Source organism: Streptomyces sp. Y309, assembly GCF_056712025.1.
The window spans coordinates 4,479,754-4,496,044 of the sequence record NZ_CM160048.1 but is presented as its reverse complement, the minus strand read 5'-3'; the positions used below and the strand labels follow the sequence as shown (position 1 = coordinate 4,496,044).

Sequence of the window (16,291 nt, the reverse complement as noted above, 5' to 3'; positions counted from 1 at the left end):
TGGGGCGCCCCTTGGCGAAGGGGCGCCCCCGTAAGGGGCGCGGGGAACTGCGCGCCAAGCCCCCACCGGCCCGCAGGGACCATCACCGCACATCCAGCGAAGCGCTCAGCCCTGCCTGCGGCGGTACATAGAGAAGCCCAGCCCCGCCGCACCGAGGGCGGCCATGCCGCCGCCCGCGGCAACGAGGGGGGCGTCGTGCGAGGCCGGGGCGACGTTCTCCGCCCCGGCCTTCACGCCACCCCGCGGCACCTCGGTGGAGGCCTGCGGGGCCTTGGTGGAGGCATGGCCCGGCTTGCCGGGCTTCGCGCGGCCCTCGACCCAGCCCTTCATGGTCCCGTCGGGGTTGAGCACGAAGTGGGCGCCGTTGTGCTGTCCGTACGCAGCCTTGTTGCCGCGCTGCTTCAGGGTGTCCCAGACGATCTTCTTGCCGCTGCTCGGGGACTTGGCGATCATGTCGGCCTCGTAGCCCGCCTTGGTCTTGTAGACCTTGGCGTCGAAGCCGGACTTGGCGAGGTTCTTGTACTCGCGGACGAAGACGCGCTTCTTCGAGGGCTGCGGCTTCGGCTTCGGCGGGGTCGGCTTGCCGGTCTTGGTGATGCCGCCGTCCGCGGTGAGCGTGAACGTACAGCCGTTGATCCTGGTGGACGCGGGCTTGATGTACGCCTTCAGGGAGCCCTTGGCCTTGCCGTTCAGGAAGATCTGGGCCTTGGCGCTGCGGGCGGAGGCGTTCACGTCGACCTTGGCGGTCCAGCCGTGGCCGAGCGAGACGGTGCCCTTGGAGACCCAGCCGCCGGGGACGGGCTTGTCCTTGTCGTCCTTGTCACCGCTGCCGGTCTTGCCGACCGAGCCGTCCGACGTGAGCGTGAAGGTGTAGCCGTCGATCTTCGTGCTCGCCGACTGGCCCTCGGCGCTCAGCGAACCCTTGGGGGTGCCGTTGAGGGATATCTGGGCCTTGGCGGCCCGCGTGGAGGCGTTCACCTCGACGTCCGCGGTCCAGCCGCCGCCGAGCGAGACAGTGCCCTTGGACTCCCAGCCCCCGACGGGCTTGTCGGGGTCGGTCTTGTCGTCCGGGGTCGGGGTCGGGGTGACTTCGTCGTCCGGGTTCGGGGTGGGCGTGACCTCGTCGTCCGGGGTCGGGGGCGGGGTGACCTCGTCGTCGGGGTTCGGCGCCGGGTCCGGGTTCGCGACCTGGGGCTGCGGGGTCGACGGTGCGTCCGCGAACGCGGCGGTGGTCGGGACGGCGAGTGCGGCGATCGCTCCGGTGGCGATGGCGGCGGTGCGGAAGGTGCGTCGGGTGGCGCGCATGGCGGTGATCCCTCGTGGCTGGTCGGGCGTACTGTCCGTCTTTGTGCCCCTTTGCGGTGGCGACGGATATGAAGCTACGGGCGCCATGTGTGCGTCATCCCTAGGAAACGTAACAACCTGCCGCAGACGGTGACGCGGAACCGTAAAGCGGGGAAAACCCCAGGTCGGAGGGTGTTCAGAGGGGGGTGGGGCGAAGGTCCTGAGATGCGGCGGGACCAAGGTCCGGGGGCGGCAGGCGGTCCGTGGCCGGGGGCGGCAGACGTTCTGCGACCGGGTGCGGGGGCGGGGCGGTGCCTCTCGTGCCGAGCAGCCAGTCCTGGTAGGCGGGGGCCTCGGCGGCGGCCTCCCAGTACGCGGCCTCCAGCTCGCCGTACACCGCGTCCAGCTCCGCCGTCGTACGGGCCGCGACGAGGAGGCGGACCCCGAGCGGATCGCCGTACAGGGGTCTGACCGCCATGTCGGGTCTCGCCACCGAGGTCGGCTGGCAGACCGTGACGACCTCGCCGGTGGCGACCAGGGTGGCCGCGGTGAGGTAATCCCCGTGCAGAACCCGGGGGTTGAGCCCGGCCTCGCGCAACACCCTTTGCAGTCCGTCCCATTCGCCGTCGACGGTCGGATCCACCATCCAGCGGTCGGCCGCGAGGTCCGTGAGGTGGACGACGGGCTTGCGGGTCGCGGGGTGGTCGGCGGCGAGCGAGACGAACTGCGGCTCGCGGTCCACGAGCACGCGCCGCCGCAGCCCCTCCGGGATCCGCAGCGGGCAGCCCTCCACTTCGTGCACGAACGCGATGTCAAGCTGACCGTTGGCCACCATTTGCAGGAGCGCGTTCGCGGACACGTCCATCTGGAGCGATGTCTCGGTGCCCGGCATGCGGTGCCGCAGGCGGCGCAGCCAGCCCGGTATGGCGCGGCTCGCGGTGGAGCCGATGCGCAGGTGAGGGGTGCCGTCGCCGGCGCGGGCGGCCGCCGCCCGCGCCTCGGTGACCAGGGCACGCATCTCCACGACCAGGGGGCGCGCCCGGCTCAGGACGATGCGGCCGAGCGGGGTCGGACGGCAGCCGGTGCGTTCGCGGGCGAACAGCTCGCCGCCGACGGCGTGCTCTATGCGGCGCAGCTGCGTGGTCAGCGAGGGCTGGCTCATGCCGAGTTGCCGGGCGGCCTTGTGCAGGCTGCCCGTGTCGGCGATGGCACACAGCGCGCGGAGGTGCCTGACCTCGAGCTCCATGGCGTGAGAGTAAGGCGGCCGACGGCCTCACACCAGCCTCCCAAACCCCTATGGACCCCCACGAGTTGGCACGTATGCACGGTGTCCGGATGTGCGGCGATAGGGCGGTGCTATCGCCAACTGGCATCATCCCCGGGCGCCGTGGCTCCCCGACACTCACGGATACCGAACCGTTCACCTTTCACCGAACGAGCAGGGAGCCCCCCACATGCACAAGCGTTACCTGTCCGTCGCCGCCGCCCTCGGTCTCGCCGTCGCCGCCCTCGGTACGTCGTCGTCCGTCGCGTCGGCCGCCGACTCGCCGCGGGCCGGTGCCGACACCGCGTCCTCGGTCTCCACGCCGGCGTCCGTCGCCAAGTACGCCGGTTCCGGCGAAGAGGCCGCCGCCAACAAGGCGTTCTTCGAGGCCGTCGTGAAGGCCGTCGCCGAGAAGCGGGCCGCGAACCCTGACGCCAAGGCCGTCACCGTGACGTACAACGCGTCCCAGGCGCCCACCTTCGCGCAGCAGATCAACGCGTCCACGTCCATATGGAACGCGGCCGTCACCAACGTCCAGCTCCGGCAGGGGACCTCGGGCGCCAGCTTCTCGTACCGCGAGGGCAATGACCCGCGCGGCTCGTACGCCAGCACCGACGGGCACGGCCGCGGCTACATCTTCCTCGACTACCGGCAGAACCAGCAGTACAACTCCACCCGCGTGACCGCCCACGAGACCGGCCACGTCCTCGGCCTCCCCGACCACTACTCGGGCCCCTGCTCCGAGCTGATGTCCGGCGGCGGCCCCGGCCCGTCCTGCCAGAACGCCCAGCCCGACGCCCGCGAGCGGGCCCGGGTCAACCAGCTCTGGGCGAATGGGCTCGCCAAGGCGATGAAGCAGGTCCAGAAGCAGGGCTGACATATCCCCGCTGCATCCATTAGCGCGCTCCGCGCGCGGGCGCCCCTTCCCGTGACCAGAGGGCTCCGCCCCCTGGACCCCCGCTATCGGCGCTCCGCGCCTCGTCCTCAATCGCCGGACGGGCTATCCATAGCCCCTCCGGCGTTTGAGGAGCGGGGTCACCTCCGCGGCGACGCGACCGCCCGTGCCGCCCCCACCTCCTGCCGCAGCGGCTCCAGCACACTGTCCTCGGGCCCGGTGAACGCGGCGGGCACCGGCACGAGGACCTCCACCTCGCGCAGGCCCTCGGCCAGCTCCCGCAACTGCCGGGAGACCTCGGCCACTTCCCCGGCCCCGGGGGCGGGGGCCCCGTGCCGCACCCGCACCCGCGCGGCCGTCGTCGCGTCCACGATCCGTTCGACGGCCACGACGAGCGGCCACCACGCGGCGGCCCGCGCCCCGGTCGGCGGCGGCTCGGTCAGCGCCCGCTGGAACTCCGTACGGATGTCGGAGAGATCGCGGTAGAGGCGGCGCCGCATCCGCGCCCGCGCGGCGGGTGCCGTGGCCTCGGGGTCGTCGCCGAAGGCGCACTCGACGTAGCGGGCGGTGTCGGCGACGGCGTCGGCGAGCCGGTCGCCGATGCGGGTGTGCCAGCTCTCGGGCCACAGCAGATACCCCGCCACGAGCGCGATCCCGCAGCCGATGAGGCTGTCGACGAGGCGCGGTACGACGAGGCCGAAGCCCTGGTGGTTGAGGACGTCGGACAGCAGCAGGATGACGGGCGTGATGGCGGCGGTCTGGTAGCCGTAGCCACGCGGGGTGAGCGCGGGGATGAGCGTGGCGAGGACGAGCACGACCGGTACGTCCCACCAGCCGCGTTCCACGGAGGAGAGGACGGCGGCGGCCACCACCAGCCCCGCCGCGGTGCCGACCGCCCGCATCACCGCCCGCGAGAACACCGAGCCGAAGTCGGGCTTGAGGACGAATGTGATGGTCAGGGCCACCCAGTAGGAACGCGGCACGTCGATCAGGGAGACCAGGGACTGCGCGATGCCGATGCACAGGGCGAGGCGCAGGCCGTAGCGCCAGGAGGCCCCGGACAGGACGACGTTGCGGGTGGCGCGGCGGGCCCGCACGCGCAGGGCGGCGGGCCGGCCGAGGCGGTCCTCGGCGTGGATGACGGTGAGCGGGTCGGGGTCGGCGAGGGTGTCGGCTGCGTGCCGCAGCGCGTGGTGCACGGCGCGGGCGGCGGCGCCGTGGGGCTGGGGCAGCTCGTCGGGGAGACCGAGGTCTACGTAGGCGTTGTGGGCGGGGCGTTCACCGCGGGTGCCGTGTACGCCGTGTACGCCGTGTACGTCACGGTCACCGCGATCGCCGTCTGTGCCGGGCTCCGTGCGCTTGCCCCGTGCCACCGCCTCCGCCAGCCTCCGCATCGCCGCCGCCAGTTCCGGCGGCAGTTTCTCGCCGTACTGGTGGGCGGCGGGGGCGGCCTCGACGACGGGGGTGATGGCGTTGAGTTCGGAGATGAGGCGGACCAGCTCGGGGCTGCGGCCGTGGTCGCGGGCGCGGCGGGCGAGGACGAGGTCGTAGGCCTGGTTGAGGGAGGCGGTGACGTCGGCGCGGGCCTTGTCGTACGCCGCGTCGTCGCTGTCGCCCGTACCCGCGGCCTCCAGGAGCGCGGCGACGCTCCGGTACGTCGCCGCGACCGCGGCCCGCTCCGGCACCCCGGACCGCAGCGGCCAGGCGAGCAGCGCGAGCGCGAGGACGAGCAGGCCGCCGCCCGTCATCAGGGCGGGCGCGAGCCACCACTGGCCGGGCAGCGGAAGCCCGGCGCCGATCACGCAGTTGAGCAGGAGCAGCAGTCCCGATACGGAGGCGACGGCGCCGATCGTCGACATCATCCCGGAGACCAGGGCGACGAGCGTCACGGCGCCGACCGCCGCCCAGCCGTGGCCGAAGACGAGGGCACCGAGGGTGACGCCGAGGGCGCCGAAGAGTTGGGGCACCGCGATGTTGAGGATGCGCATCCGGTACGCGTCGGCGGTGTCGCCGATGACGCCGGAGAGAGCGCCCATCGCGGCGAGTGCGCCGTACGTCGGTTTGCCCGCTGCCGTGCCGATGGCCAGGGGCAGCGACATGGCGATCGCCGCGCGGGACACGGCGGCCCAGGGGATGGGGGCGGGCTGCGGCTTGAGCGAGCGGACCAGCCAGTCGGGCGGGGTGAGGGGCCTGAGGGTGCGGTTCCGCATGTGGTCATTATCGGGGGAGGGGGGTGACCTGGGCGTACGCGGGGGGTGGGCCCTGCCGGGGGCTTCCCCACTGCGTCCATCAGCGCGCTCCGCGCGCGGGCGCCCCTCCCGCCTACCGAGACCCCGTGGGGTGTCCGCTGCGTTCGCTGCAGAGCTCCCGTGCTCGTCACCCTTCGGGGCGGCGGGTGCGGGGGTGTCCGACGAGGCACGGCGTGTAGGCAGCGGCCGGTCGCTGGGCGACTCAGCAGTGCTTGTCAGGGGTGCGCAGTACGGTCCTGTCATGGCCGCCAGAATCGATCTGACCCTTGATTGCACGGACGCGCAGCTCCTTGCCGAGTTCTGGAAGACGGCCCTGGGGTACGTCGACGAGCCACCACCCGCTCCCTTCAGCACCCGCGGGGAGTGGCTCGCGCAGTTCGACCTCCCGGATGACGACTCCGCGGACGACGCCGCATGGCTATGCGATCCCGACGGCGTCGGCCCCCGGCTCTCCATTCTCAAGGTCCCCGAGCCGAAAGCGGCGAAGAACCGACTTCACATCGACGTCCGGGTGCCGGGACATGGCAGTTCCGATGAGCGTTGGGCGCGGATCAAGGCAGAGGCTGAGCGCCTGGTGAAGGCGGGCGGGCACGTCCTCGGAGAGTTCGACGAGCACCACATCGTGATGGCCGACCCGGAGGGCAACGAGTTCTGCGTCGCTGCGGCCTCGGCCTGAGGACTGACAGGGTTCGCACCCTGCTCGACGAATGGGCCTAGGCCACGCTGTCGAGTAGGACCCTGACTTCCGGCACACCCCGGAACGCTTCGAGCCGTGCCAGCACCACACGCCCCCGCTCCGCCGTTCGCTCGCTGGCCACGTCGGCCGACAGCGTAAGAACCCGCGCAGCCGTCGCCGCTGCCTCCTCCGGCTCGTTCGCGTCGGCCAGCGCCACGGCCAGCCACGACAGGTAGAGGGCGAGTTCCCTTGTGTGCGTTGCGTCGTACCGGCTGAGCACGTCCCGGAGGAGTGGCACAGCGCGGAGAGGGCGGCGCAGCTCCGTGTACACGCGGGACTCCATGACCTGTAGTTCGCCGGCGTCCACCCAATACAGGTAGGCCGGGGACTCGTGTCCTGCGCTGTCCTGGGCGAGCGCTTCCCCCGCTTCCCCGAGTGCCCGCATGGCCGGTTGTGCTTCCCTCATCCTGGTGTGCGCCCAAGCCACCCGATCCAGGTACAGCGCCCGCGCTTTGGGGAGGGCGTCCGGCCCCGCCTCCGCGAGCGCTGCCCGCGCGAGCTGTACGCCTTCAACTTCCCTGCCTGTGTTGCTGAGTTGGTAGGCCAGTGAACCGGCAAGGTTGCCCGTCAGAGACCTGTCCCGTGCTTGTTTGGCGGCGCTGATTCCTAGCCGGTAGATGCGCTCCGCCTCTTCGTGCTGCCCGGCGTCGCTGGCGATCCATCCGGTGATCTGCGCCAACTCTCCGATCTGTCGCAAGAGTTGGCGCTCTACCCTCGCGGTGTGGCTGGACTCCTGGTAGAGCTTCACAGCGGAACGGAGTTCCCGGAAGGCGGGGCGGATCAGGTCTCCCCCGGCGATCACGTCATCAGCGAGGCGCAGCCCGTGCACGCGCTGCTGTAGATCCTGCACGGTGCCGACGCCGACGCGTCGCCCTGTGCGGGTGCTGAGAGGGGCTAACGGATCTTCGGCGGGCAGGAAGTCGGCAAGGGTCGGCAACGGGGCTTCGGCGGGCTTCTGTGGCTCCCTCAGCACGTCTAGGGGAACGCCGAAAGCGGCGGCGATGAACGGGAGCCATTCGCGGGGCGTGCGCTTCCCCGTCTCCCACCGGCTGACCTCTTGACGGCCGACCGGTTCGCCCTGGATCTCCGCGGCCCAGCAGACCTCCCGTGCCAACCGCGCCTGGCTCCATCCGCGGCGCTTACGTTCACGCCGGATGTTGGCCCCGATGCTGCCCTCCATGGGCCCAGTCTGGCCGACAGTTGGCCTACACGGGGCCGCTGGTCGGCATTCCCCCATAGCGGGACGATCAAGTCTCACAACGTGTGAACCGCCCGCAGCGCCGTGCTGCCAGGCAGCAGGCGAAGAAGGACGGCTAGAAGTAGCACCGAGGCCCCCGCCCCGGCTGGTGGAAACCCTGGACAGGTCGAGCAGTCGGGGCGGGCCCCGCATCAGGGAGGAACGCACATGAACGATGTACGCGACTTACTGACCCCTGACACGTTCGGGGGCGTCGTCGCCACAGTCCTCGACAACAACCCCGGCATGGCTGAGCCTATGGCCGCCCGGATCGTCACGGAAGCGCTCAAGTTTGTGGACGCTGCCGCGAAGTTTCCCACGGTGAAGATCACCCCGTCCAATGTGGTGGACGAGGGATGGCACGCCCTGATCTTGCACACGGGCCCGTACGCCAAGCTGTGCGAACGACTCGGCCGCTTTGTGCACCACTGGCCGGAGCGCCCGAACCCTCAGCGGCACGACCCGGGCGCGCTGACCCGGACCGTGGCTCTCATCGAGGAGGCCGGACACGAGGTCGACAGTGAACTATGGACGGGCCCGACCAAGGCCCTGGTCTCCGTAGCGGCGAACTGTTCGCACACCCCGAAGCCCGGGGGCTGTGGCCCCATCAACCCGGGGGGCTGTGCCTCGCACTGCTCGGGAGGAAGCGGCGGAGGCGGAGGGGGCGGCGGTAGCTAGGCTGCCGCTGTAACGCAGCCCGGAAGGGGAACGCATGGACGCGGAGCAGGCCCGACAAGTGGACGCGTGGCTCAGGCAGTTGGGCATCCCTGGGGTGGTCGCGCCGGAGGACCCGGACAACCCAGCGGGACCATGGCGGGTGTACGACAGCACCGACCCCGAGACCCGGCAGGACACCACCGCCGACGCCCTGGCAGCCGTTGCGACGAAGTTCAGGGACGCCGAACCAGCCCTTGCGCCGCCGACACAGAACGGCCCTACGCGTGGCTTCGTCATCCCGCCCAAGGACGCGTGACCCTTCCGACGCGGCCCCGCCAGACCTCGGCTCCTCAAACGCCGGAGGGGCTGAAATACCTGCCGGAAATGTTCCGGCAGGTAGTAAGGGCGGGTGGGTGGGGGAAGGGTCAGTCCGGTTTGCGGTGCAGGGTCAGGTCGATCAGGAGTGCCCTGTGGTCCGTGTTGCCGATTTCCAGGAAGCGGGCTCCGTGCGCGGCGAAGTCGTCCGTGGCCAGGACGTGGTCGATCTGGGTGCCGAAGGGGCGGGGCAAGGACGTGGGCCAGGTCGGGGTGCGGGAGGAGCCGGCGAGGCGGGCGGCGTCGCGCAGGCCGGTGTCGAGGATGTGGCGGAAGGCGGCGTGGTCCTGGGTGGCGTTGAAGTCGCCGGCGAGGATGGTGGGCCGCCCGTCGCCCGCGGCGGCGTAGTCGCGCAGCCGCCCCAGCTCGGCGCGCCAGCGGTCGACGTCGCCGGGCGTGGGCGGCATGGGGTGGGCGAGCTGGAGGCGTACGGGAATGCCCTTCACGTCGGCGACGGCTCCGGGCATGCCGAGCGTGCCGCGCACCCCGTCGGCCGGCTTCAACGGCACGTTGCTGAGGATGAGCGAGCCGTCGGCGCCGTTCCCGGCCACGGCCCGCCGGTAGGGGTACGCGGAGCGCGGCAGCTCGGCCCGCAGCTTCGCGGCGCACGCCGAGTCGCACTCCGAGGCGAACACCAGGTCCGGCTTGCGTTCCCGCACCGTCTTGATCAACCCCGGCGCCCCGCGCCCGAATTCGACGTTGGACGCGAGGACGCGTACCTCCGCGACCGGCGGCCCTTCCGGGTCGGACACCTTGCCGTACGGCTCCATGTACCAGGCGAGCCCGCCCAGCACGGCCACCCCCCACACGAGCCCGAACCGGAACCGCCCGAACGCCGCGAGCAGCAGCGCCGCCACGCCCGGCACGAGCAGCCACGGCAGGAACGCGAGGACCTGAGGCACGGGCGTGACGGCGTCGGTGTCGGCGATGCGGCAGCCGAGGACGGCGCTCACCGCGGCGAGCAGGAGCCCGGCGGTCCAGGCGGCGACCCGGTGGCTCTGCGGCCGCCGTTCTTCTACGTAGAGGTCGGGTTCGGCCTCGGGGGGTGCGGGCGGCGGTGCCGTCACGTGCTCCAAGGGTCGCCCTTTCGTCGCCGGGGCGGGGCGTTCTGTGTCCCCGGGGCGTGTTCTACAGATCCTCTCTCAAGGACGCGGGCGAGCGGGGGGCGGGTTGCGGACCGGCGGGCCCGGGCCCCGGACCTGGCCCCAGCCCCGGCCGGAAGGGCCGGGACAACCTGGGCGGCCTGGACAGCCGGGAAAGCCCGGGCAGCCCCGGCCCGCCCCGCCGCAACCGCCCGCGCCACCGCAACTGCCCGCCCCGCCGCAACCGCCCGCTCAGCCACGCCCCGAGCGCCACCGCGAGCCCGACGCCGATGATCACCCAGGCCGCGGTGCGCAGGGTGTCGGTGAGCGCGTCGTAGACGGCGCCGGCGGCGGCGCGGGACACGTCGGGCGGCAGGTCGTCGAGGGTGAGCCCGCGGCCGACGGCGATGGCGGCGGCGAGCGCGGTCGCGCCGAGGGCCGCGCCGAGCGCGGTGGCGGTGACCGCGCGGCGGCGGCGCACCGCGAGGAGGATGCCGCCGACGGCGAGCAGCACGGCGGCGACGGGCAGCCACAGACCGGCGACCTGGAGCATGCGGAACCCCTTCCTGAAGTGGCTGAGGTCCTGCGCCTTCATGACGGTGACCTCGGTGTGCCGCACCGGGATGCGGTTCGCGAACGGCGTGCCCTCTTCGGCGAGTTGGCGTTTGACCTGCTCGGTGATGGGCGCGAGGTCGATGGTGACGGCGCCTTCGGAGTCGTGGGTGAGGGCGGACTGCACGGCGTCGTGGGCGGCGCGGTTGGCGGCGTTCCACGCGGTCTGGAAGGCGCCGGTCTCGGTGAAGGAGCGCACCGCGTCGCGTACGAAGGACTCGACGGCCGACTGCAGCGGACCGGCGTCGATCTCCTTCGCCACGGAGTCGGTCACCGCGCCGGAGACGGCGTCGCGGACGGCCGGGTCGGAGGCCAGGGGCGCCATCGTGGCGACGTACGCGTCGGCGTCCTCGATCTCGTACTTCGCCCATGTCGAGACCACGCCGAGCGGGACGAGCAGGCAGACGAGGACCAGCAGCACGGAGGACAGCACGGCGGACAGGGCGGCGCGATGACGTCGGTGCACGCCCACAAGGCAAGACCCCGGCCGCACCAGGCGCGACCGGGGTCACTGCGTTTCACTGCATATGGAGGCAGGAAACCCTACTTGCGGTTGTACAGCCGCATCGTCACCGGCCCGAACACCGCGACGAACAGGCCCGCCCAGCCGAGGCTCCACGCGATGTCGGCGGCCGGCCAGTCGCCCTCCATCAGGCCGCGGACGCCGGAGGCGACGTGCGTGACGGGGTTGTTGTTGACGAAGGCCTGCAGCCAGCCCGGCATGGTCTCCGGCTTCACGAAGATGTCGCTGAGGAACGTCAGCGGGAACAGCACCATCATGCTGACGCCCATCACCGACTTCTCCGTACGAAGAAGCAGCCCGAACATCGTCCACACCCAGGAGAAGGCGAACGAGAAGACGATCAGGAGCAGTACGCCGCCGAGCACGCCGAGCGCGCTGTCCGGCCGGAAGCCCAGGATGACGCCGACGGTCAGCATCACGGCGGACGCGAGCGCGTACCGCAGGGCGTCGCCGAGGAGATAGCCGACCATCGTCGAGGGCCGCCAGATCGGCAGCGAGCGGAAGCGGTCGAAGACGCCCTTCTCGATGTCGGTGTTGACCGAGACGCCCGTGTACATCGTGATCATGACGACGGACATCACCAGGATGCCGGGGAGTAGGTACTGGATGTACTCGCGCGGGGATCCGGCGAGGGCGCCTCCGAAGAGGTACGTGTACATCAGCACCATCATGATCGGGAACGCCGTGACGTCGAAGAGCTGCTCCGGCACGTGTTTGATCTTGAGTATGGCGCGCCAGCCGAAGGTCAGGGACGTGGAGAGGGCGCTGGGGCGCGGCGGGCGCTCCTTGGCGATGAGCAGCTCGGCCAGCGACTCCGTGCGGACGGGCGCGAGGTCCTGGGCCTCGGTGGTGGTCGCGGTGCTCATAGTGCGGCCTCTGCTTCCTTCCGGTCCTGCGCGGCCTGCGGGTCGTTGGTGGGCTCGGGTTCGCTGGGGTGTCCGGTCAGGGCGAGGAAGACCTCGTCGAGGCTGGGCTGGCCCAGGGAGAAGTTGTCGACGGTGATGCCGGCGCGGGCCAGCTCGGCGAGCGCCCGGGAGGCCTGCTCGGCGGCGCCGCGGCCGTTGGCGGAGCCCTCGCCGACGCGGGCGGTGAGCGCGACCGGGTCGGGTTCGAGCTGGATGGCGGCGTCCAGGGCGAGCCGCAGCACCTCCTCGGCCTGCGGGCGCTGCTCCGCGTGGCGGAGGCGCACGTGCACCGAGCCCGCGCCGACGGACGCCTTCAGCTCGCCCTTGGTGCCCTCGGCGATCACCTTGCCCTTGTCGATGACGGCGATCCGGGACGCGAGCTGGTCGGCCTCGTCCAGATACTGCGTGGTCAGGAGCACCGTCGTGCCGTGGCCGACGACCGCGCGGACGATGTCCCAGACCTGGTTGCGGCTGCGCGGGTCCAGGCCCGTCGTCGGCTCGTCCAGGAACAGCAGGTCCGGGGTGTTGAGGATGGACGCGGCGATGTCGATGCGGCGGCGCATGCCGCCCGAGTAGTTCTTCACCTGGCGGGACGCGGCGTCGCCGAGTCCGAACGCGTCGAGGAGCTGCTCCGCGCGTGCGTACGCGGCCTTCTTGCCGTGGCCCGTCAGGCGGGCCAGGAGCACCAGGTTCTCGGTGCCGGTGAGGTCCTCGTCCACCGAGGCGTACTGCCCGGTGAGGCTGACGCGGCCGCGCACGATGTCGGCCTCGCGGACCACGTCGTGGCCGAAAACGTGCGCCTCGCCGCCGTCCGGGCGCAGCAGCGTGGCGAGCATCTTCACGGTCGTCGTCTTGCCCGCGCCGTTCGGCCCGAGGACCCCGTAGACCGTGCCGGCCGGGACGGCGAGGTCGACGCCGTCGACCGCGCGGTTCTCGCCGAAAGTTTTGACCAGGCCCGCGGTCTCGATGGCCAGACCACCGGGCCCGGAGCCTCGGTGCGGCTGCTTGCTGCTCATGTCCCTACGCCCTCCGATTGGGGATCGTCAGCGAATCGTCATGAGGGGAGACCGGACCCGCGCCGGAAACTCATCGCTGCGGGGCCGGGCGGGGGTGGCTGATTTCCCAGGGTGACACGTGCTCCGGTGGAGCGAGGGGCCGAGCGGGTGTTTCCTTGACTGAGACGGACTGTGACGCCGCAAGGCGTGAGCAGAGCCGCAAGGCGTGAGCAGAGAGGAGCCGTCATGGCTCACACCGCACACGGCGGGCCCGGCGCCCCCGGCGCCCACGGCCTTCCCGGCATCCGCGCGCTCGCCGGCCCCTGGGCGGGGCCCGTCGTCCTCGGCATCGTCTACGGCCTCTGGGCCGCCGCCAACGCCCGCGACGGAGGCACGCCCACCGGCGGCAACATTCTCCTCGGCTTCGTCGCGGGCGCCGCCTTCGCGGTGCTGTACGCGGCCCTGCGCCGGGCGGCCCCCGCCCTCCCCCGCGAACTGCGCGCCGCCGCCTGGGCATCCTTCGCGGGCATTTCCTTCGGCTACCTGTACAGCCTCGGGGGCCCGAGCGTCCTCAGGTCGGTGGGGATGGCGGCGGTGGTGGCAGCGAGCGTATTCGCGGTGACGTTCTACCGCTTCTACACACGGGAGTAAAACGAGCGTTCTACTCAGAGCGCCCCGAGGTCCACGGCACGGGCCATGGCCCGGTACCCCGCGTCGTTCGGGTGCAGATGGTCCCCGCTGTCGTACGCGGCCCGCATCCGCTCCGGGTCCGCCGGGTCGGCAAGCGCCTTGTCGAGGTCGACGTACGCGTCGTACTCACCCGACGTACGCACCCACTCGTTGAACGTGTCGCTGACGGCCGCGGCCCGCTTCCCGTAGTGGTCGGACCCGCCGAGCGGGGTGAGCGTGGCGCCCACGGCCTTCAGGCCCTTGTCGTGGGCGGCGCGGATCAACTTGCGGTGTCCGGCGATGAGTTGGGCGGCGCTGATGATGGGCGCGGGCTTGTAGGTGGGCTTGTCGGTCTCGCTGAAGCCGATGTCGTTGACGCCTTCGAGGATGACGACGGTGCCGACGCCGGGCAGCGCGGAGACGTCCCGCCCGAACCGGCCGGTGGCCTTGTCGCCGAACCAGGCCGAGTCGTTGAGGACCATGTTGCCGCCGATGCCGGAGTTCACGACGGGCCGCGGCTTGCCCGCCTTGGCGAGGCGCTCGGCGAGGGCGTCGGACCAGCGGCGGTTCTGGTCGGTGGAGGAGGCGAAGCCGTCGGTGATGGAGTCCCCGAACAGCACGATTCCCTTGCCGCGGGCCTTGGCCTTGCCCGAGCCGTGCGCCGCGCCGCCGCCCCGCACGTCCACCCCGGACAGGTAGTACCAGGACTCGGTCGACTCCTTGAAGGCGTCGGCGCCGGTGTCGCGGAGGTGGTCGCCGTCGGCCCGGTAGCTGGTGGCGAAGGACTGGGCGTGGAAGGTGGCGGGCCCGGTGGTGTCGGCCAGGCGCAGGGTGACCGTCACGGACTCGAAGCGGTCCAGGTCGAGTCCGGCCTCGTCGCTGGAGAGCTGCCCGCCCGCGGGGACGGTCATGGACCGCTTCCCGCCGAAGGTCAACTCCCGTGTCGAGCCCCGCTCGACGCCCGCGCCCTTCGTGCCCTCGGCGCGGGCGATGGTCGCGCCCGCGATGTGCAGCGGCGACGCCCCGTACGCGTTGGAGAGGCGGATGCGGGCCCGGTCACCTCCTTCCGTCACGCGGACGACCTGCCGCAAGGTCTGGTCGTCGAATCCCGCTTCGGACCAGTTGGCCTTGAAGCCGATGCTGGGCCGCTGCGGCGAGGCGGTCCAGGCGGCGGTCCAGGCGGCCTCCTTCCCGGTGGCGTGGCGGCCGGAGGCACCGCTGTCGGAGGCGGCCTGGGCGGCGGTGACGGCGGCGCCGGCGGTGAGGGCGAGGACGACGGCGACGGCGGTGGTGCGGGCACGCGAAATCATGGGGAGCTCCTGGGAGTTGAGAACCGTTGAGGAGGGCCGGGGGAGACCGGCTCGGCTCGGGACTCCTCAAAGATCCGCCCACGCCCATGGCTGATCAACGCCGATCCATGAAACGATCGCCACGTTCAGACTTATCGTTGCAGGTCAGAAGGTTCTCAGAGTGGATTCACGGGGGTTCACGGCATGGAGCGACAGGAACTGCAGACCTTCCTGACCCTGGCCGAGGAGCTGCATTTCGGCCGCACGGCCGAGCGGCTGCTGCTGTCGCAGGCGAGGGTCAGCCAGACCGTGAAGCGGCTGGAGCGCAAGATCGGCGCGCCGCTCTTCGAGCGCACCAGCCGCGTGGTGCGGATGTCGCCGCTGGGGCGGCAGTTGTACGAGGATCTGGCGCCGCTGCACCACCGCATGGAGGAGGCCGTGGCCCGCGCGAAGGACGTGGCGCGGGGCGTGGAGGGCGAGTTGGGGGTCGGCTTCCTCGGGTCGGGGGCCGGTTCGCTGACGCAGCCGATCCTGAAGCTGTTCCGGGAGCGGTGCCCCGGCTGCGCGGTGCGGATGCGCGAGACGCAGTTCCACGACCCGCTGGGCGCGCTGCGCGCGGGCGAGCTGGACGTGCTGTTCACCTGCCTGCCGGTGGACGAGCCCGACCTGACGGTGGGCCCGGTCGTCATCAACGAACGCCGGTCCCTCGCGGTCCCGCTCGGCCACCGCTTCGCCGGCCGGTCCTCCGTGTCGTGGGAGGACCTCGCGGGCGAGACGTTCTTCGGCGTGGTCAACGGCGCGCCCGCGTACTGGTGGGACTTCCACCAGCCGCCGCGCACGCCGAGCGGCCGCGAGATCCGGCGCGGGCAGGCCGTGGCGTCGTTCCAGGAACTCATGACCATGGTCGCCACGGGCCAGGGCGTCGCCCCGGTCATCGCGTCCGTGGAGACGTACTACTCCCGGCCCGACGTCACATTCGTCCCCGTGCGCGACCTGCCGACGGCGGACGTCGCGCTGATCTGGCGCACCGGCGGCATGAACTCCCGTACGGAGGCGTTCATTCGGGCCGTACGAGACGTGATCGCGGCGAACGGCGGACCTGCGTCGTTCTAAGGCGCTTTCGCGCCGCCCCAGTCCGTCGTACACAGCGCCCAGATCACGAACGCGCCGAGCGCGAGCGAGATGAGTGCCCACAGCGGTGTGTACGGCAGCCACAGGAACTGCGCCACCATGCCCACGGCGGCGAGCGCCACGCCCACCGCCCGTCCCCACTCGGCGCCCTTGAGGATGCCCCAGCCGGTGACGGCGATGAGTACGCCGAGCACCAGGTGGATCCAGCCCCACGTGGTGAGGTTGAACTTGTAGACGTAGTCGCCGAGGCGCGCGTACACGTCGTCCTTGGCGATGCCCGTGATGCCCGCGAGGATGCCGAGGACGCCGTTCACGAGCATCAGGACACCGGCGAACATCGTGCCGCCGGAGGCCCAGATGTTTCTTCCACGGTGTGCTGAATTCATGG

At 71.6% G+C, this 16,291-nt stretch carries 16 protein-coding genes; 6 read left to right on the top strand and 10 right to left on the bottom strand.

Annotated features, from left to right (window positions below; genetic code table 11):
* Positions 1–105: 105 nt before the first annotated feature.
* A complete protein-coding gene (locus tag AC0KTA_RS17995; protein WP_481056133.1) occupies positions 106–1,305 on the bottom strand; it encodes a hypothetical protein in 1,200 nt (399 codons plus the stop codon).
* Between the two features lie 175 nt (positions 1,306–1,480).
* The gene (locus AC0KTA_RS17990) at positions 1,481–2,530 is read right to left on the bottom strand and encodes a LysR family transcriptional regulator (RefSeq protein WP_481056132.1); all 1,050 of its coding nucleotides are present in this window, start codon (positions 2,528–2,530) and stop codon (positions 1,481–1,483) included.
* A 208-nt stretch (positions 2,531–2,738) separates the two neighbouring features.
* Here AC0KTA_RS17990 and snpA point away from each other — a divergent pair, with 208 nt between their 5' ends.
* Positions 2,739–3,425 carry a snapalysin gene (gene snpA / locus AC0KTA_RS17985; protein WP_481056131.1) on the top strand — a complete coding sequence of 229 codons (687 nt, stop codon included), beginning with the start codon at positions 2,739–2,741 and terminating at the stop codon, positions 3,423–3,425.
* A 158-nt stretch (positions 3,426–3,583) separates the two neighbouring features.
* Here the strand turns inward: snpA and AC0KTA_RS17980 are convergent, their stop codons facing one another.
* Positions 3,584–5,653: an FUSC family protein gene (locus tag AC0KTA_RS17980; RefSeq protein WP_481056130.1), complete on the bottom strand. Its 2,070-nt coding sequence runs from the start codon at positions 5,651–5,653 to the stop codon at positions 3,584–3,586.
* A 280-nt stretch (positions 5,654–5,933) separates the two neighbouring features.
* On the opposite strand from AC0KTA_RS17980, the gene AC0KTA_RS17975 reads away from it, so the two are divergent.
* Positions 5,934–6,368 carry a VOC family protein gene (locus tag AC0KTA_RS17975; RefSeq protein WP_481056129.1) on the top strand — a complete coding sequence of 145 codons (435 nt, stop codon included), beginning with the start codon at positions 5,934–5,936 and terminating at the stop codon, positions 6,366–6,368.
* A gap of 37 nt (positions 6,369–6,405) precedes the next feature.
* Here AC0KTA_RS17975 and AC0KTA_RS17970 read toward each other — a convergent pair whose 3' ends face one another.
* Entirely contained in the window at positions 6,406–7,608 is a 1,203-nt protein-coding gene (locus tag AC0KTA_RS17970) for a helix-turn-helix transcriptional regulator (RefSeq protein ID WP_481056128.1), read from the bottom strand.
* A 225-nt stretch (positions 7,609–7,833) separates the two neighbouring features.
* Between AC0KTA_RS17970 and AC0KTA_RS17965 the strand changes: the two genes are divergently transcribed.
* Both AC0KTA_RS17965 and AC0KTA_RS17960 read left to right on the top strand, forming a co-directional pair.
* Positions 7,834–8,343, top strand: a complete 510-nt coding sequence (locus tag AC0KTA_RS17965; RefSeq protein ID WP_481056127.1) for a glycine-rich domain-containing protein — start codon at positions 7,834–7,836, stop codon at positions 8,341–8,343.
* Positions 8,344–8,377: 34 nt separating this feature from the next.
* Positions 8,378–8,638 carry a hypothetical protein gene (locus tag AC0KTA_RS17960; RefSeq protein WP_481056126.1) on the top strand — a complete coding sequence of 87 codons (261 nt, stop codon included), beginning with the start codon at positions 8,378–8,380 and terminating at the stop codon, positions 8,636–8,638.
* A 109-nt stretch (positions 8,639–8,747) separates the two neighbouring features.
* Here AC0KTA_RS17960 and AC0KTA_RS17955 read toward each other — a convergent pair whose 3' ends face one another.
* The 4 genes from AC0KTA_RS17955 to AC0KTA_RS17940 all read right to left on the bottom strand — a co-directional run bounded on the left by AC0KTA_RS17955 (position 8,748) and on the right by AC0KTA_RS17940 (position 12,835).
* Positions 8,748–9,764: an endonuclease/exonuclease/phosphatase family protein gene (locus tag AC0KTA_RS17955; protein WP_481056125.1), complete on the bottom strand. Its 1,017-nt coding sequence runs from the start codon at positions 9,762–9,764 to the stop codon at positions 8,748–8,750.
* Between the two features lie 61 nt (positions 9,765–9,825).
* Entirely contained in the window at positions 9,826–10,857 is a 1,032-nt protein-coding gene (locus AC0KTA_RS17950) for a hypothetical protein (RefSeq protein ID WP_481056124.1), read from the bottom strand.
* Between the two features lie 77 nt (positions 10,858–10,934).
* Entirely contained in the window at positions 10,935–11,780 is an 846-nt protein-coding gene (locus AC0KTA_RS17945; RefSeq protein ID WP_481056123.1) for an ABC transporter permease, read from the bottom strand.
* Complete coding sequence (locus tag AC0KTA_RS17940; RefSeq protein ID WP_481056122.1) at positions 11,777–12,835, bottom strand: ATP-binding cassette domain-containing protein; 1,059 nt, start codon at positions 12,833–12,835, stop codon at positions 11,777–11,779. Before AC0KTA_RS17940 ends, AC0KTA_RS17945 begins: the two co-directional genes overlap by 4 nt.
* A gap of 225 nt (positions 12,836–13,060) precedes the next feature.
* Between AC0KTA_RS17940 and AC0KTA_RS17935 the strand changes: the two genes are divergently transcribed.
* Positions 13,061–13,465 (top strand): hypothetical protein, encoded by a 405-nt coding sequence (locus AC0KTA_RS17935; RefSeq protein WP_481056121.1) that lies wholly within the window; start codon positions 13,061–13,063, stop codon positions 13,463–13,465.
* A gap of 14 nt (positions 13,466–13,479) precedes the next feature.
* Here AC0KTA_RS17935 and AC0KTA_RS17930 read toward each other — a convergent pair whose 3' ends face one another.
* The gene (locus AC0KTA_RS17930; RefSeq protein WP_481056120.1) at positions 13,480–14,793 is read right to left on the bottom strand and encodes an SGNH/GDSL hydrolase family protein; all 1,314 of its coding nucleotides are present in this window, start codon (positions 14,791–14,793) and stop codon (positions 13,480–13,482) included.
* Positions 14,794–14,976: 183 nt separating this feature from the next.
* Here AC0KTA_RS17930 and AC0KTA_RS17925 point away from each other — a divergent pair, with 183 nt between their 5' ends.
* Complete coding sequence (locus tag AC0KTA_RS17925; RefSeq protein ID WP_481056119.1) at positions 14,977–15,885, top strand: LysR family transcriptional regulator; 909 nt, start codon at positions 14,977–14,979, stop codon at positions 15,883–15,885.
* Here AC0KTA_RS17925 and AC0KTA_RS17920 read toward each other — a convergent pair.
* Positions 15,882–16,289 (bottom strand): DUF7144 family membrane protein, encoded by a 408-nt coding sequence (locus AC0KTA_RS17920; protein ID WP_481056118.1) that lies wholly within the window; start codon positions 16,287–16,289, stop codon positions 15,882–15,884. The genes AC0KTA_RS17925 and AC0KTA_RS17920 overlap by 4 nt on opposite strands.
* Between the last annotated feature and the right edge of the window lie 2 nt (positions 16,290–16,291).

Excerpts from the sequence above, each read along its gene's own strand:
- AC0KTA_RS17995 (WP_481056133.1), bottom strand. The coding sequence starts at position 1,305 with ATGCGCGCCACCCGACGCACCTTCCGCACCGCCGCCATCGCCACCGGA.
- AC0KTA_RS17990 (WP_481056132.1), bottom strand. The coding sequence starts at position 2,530 with ATGGAGCTCGAGGTCAGGCACCTCCGCGCGCTGTGTGCCATCGCCGAC.
- snpA (WP_481056131.1), top strand. The coding sequence starts at position 2,739 with ATGCACAAGCGTTACCTGTCCGTCGCCGCCGCCCTCGGTCTCGCCGTC.
- AC0KTA_RS17980 (WP_481056130.1), bottom strand. The coding sequence starts at position 5,653 with ATGCGGAACCGCACCCTCAGGCCCCTCACCCCGCCCGACTGGCTGGTC.
- AC0KTA_RS17975 (WP_481056129.1), top strand. The coding sequence starts at position 5,934 with ATGGCCGCCAGAATCGATCTGACCCTTGATTGCACGGACGCGCAGCTC.
- AC0KTA_RS17970 (WP_481056128.1), bottom strand. The coding sequence starts at position 7,608 with ATGGAGGGCAGCATCGGGGCCAACATCCGGCGTGAACGTAAGCGCCGC.
- AC0KTA_RS17965 (WP_481056127.1), top strand. The coding sequence starts at position 7,834 with ATGAACGATGTACGCGACTTACTGACCCCTGACACGTTCGGGGGCGTC.
- AC0KTA_RS17960 (WP_481056126.1), top strand. The coding sequence starts at position 8,378 with ATGGACGCGGAGCAGGCCCGACAAGTGGACGCGTGGCTCAGGCAGTTG.
- AC0KTA_RS17945 (WP_481056123.1), bottom strand. The coding sequence starts at position 11,780 with ATGAGCACCGCGACCACCACCGAGGCCCAGGACCTCGCGCCCGTCCGC.
- AC0KTA_RS17940 (WP_481056122.1), bottom strand. The coding sequence starts at position 12,835 with ATGAGCAGCAAGCAGCCGCACCGAGGCTCCGGGCCCGGTGGTCTGGCC.
- AC0KTA_RS17935 (WP_481056121.1), top strand. The coding sequence starts at position 13,061 with ATGGCTCACACCGCACACGGCGGGCCCGGCGCCCCCGGCGCCCACGGC.
- AC0KTA_RS17930 (WP_481056120.1), bottom strand. The coding sequence starts at position 14,793 with ATGATTTCGCGTGCCCGCACCACCGCCGTCGCCGTCGTCCTCGCCCTC.
- AC0KTA_RS17925 (WP_481056119.1), top strand. The coding sequence starts at position 14,977 with ATGGAGCGACAGGAACTGCAGACCTTCCTGACCCTGGCCGAGGAGCTG.
- AC0KTA_RS17920 (WP_481056118.1), bottom strand. The coding sequence starts at position 16,289 with ATGAATTCAGCACACCGTGGAAGAAACATCTGGGCCTCCGGCGGCACG.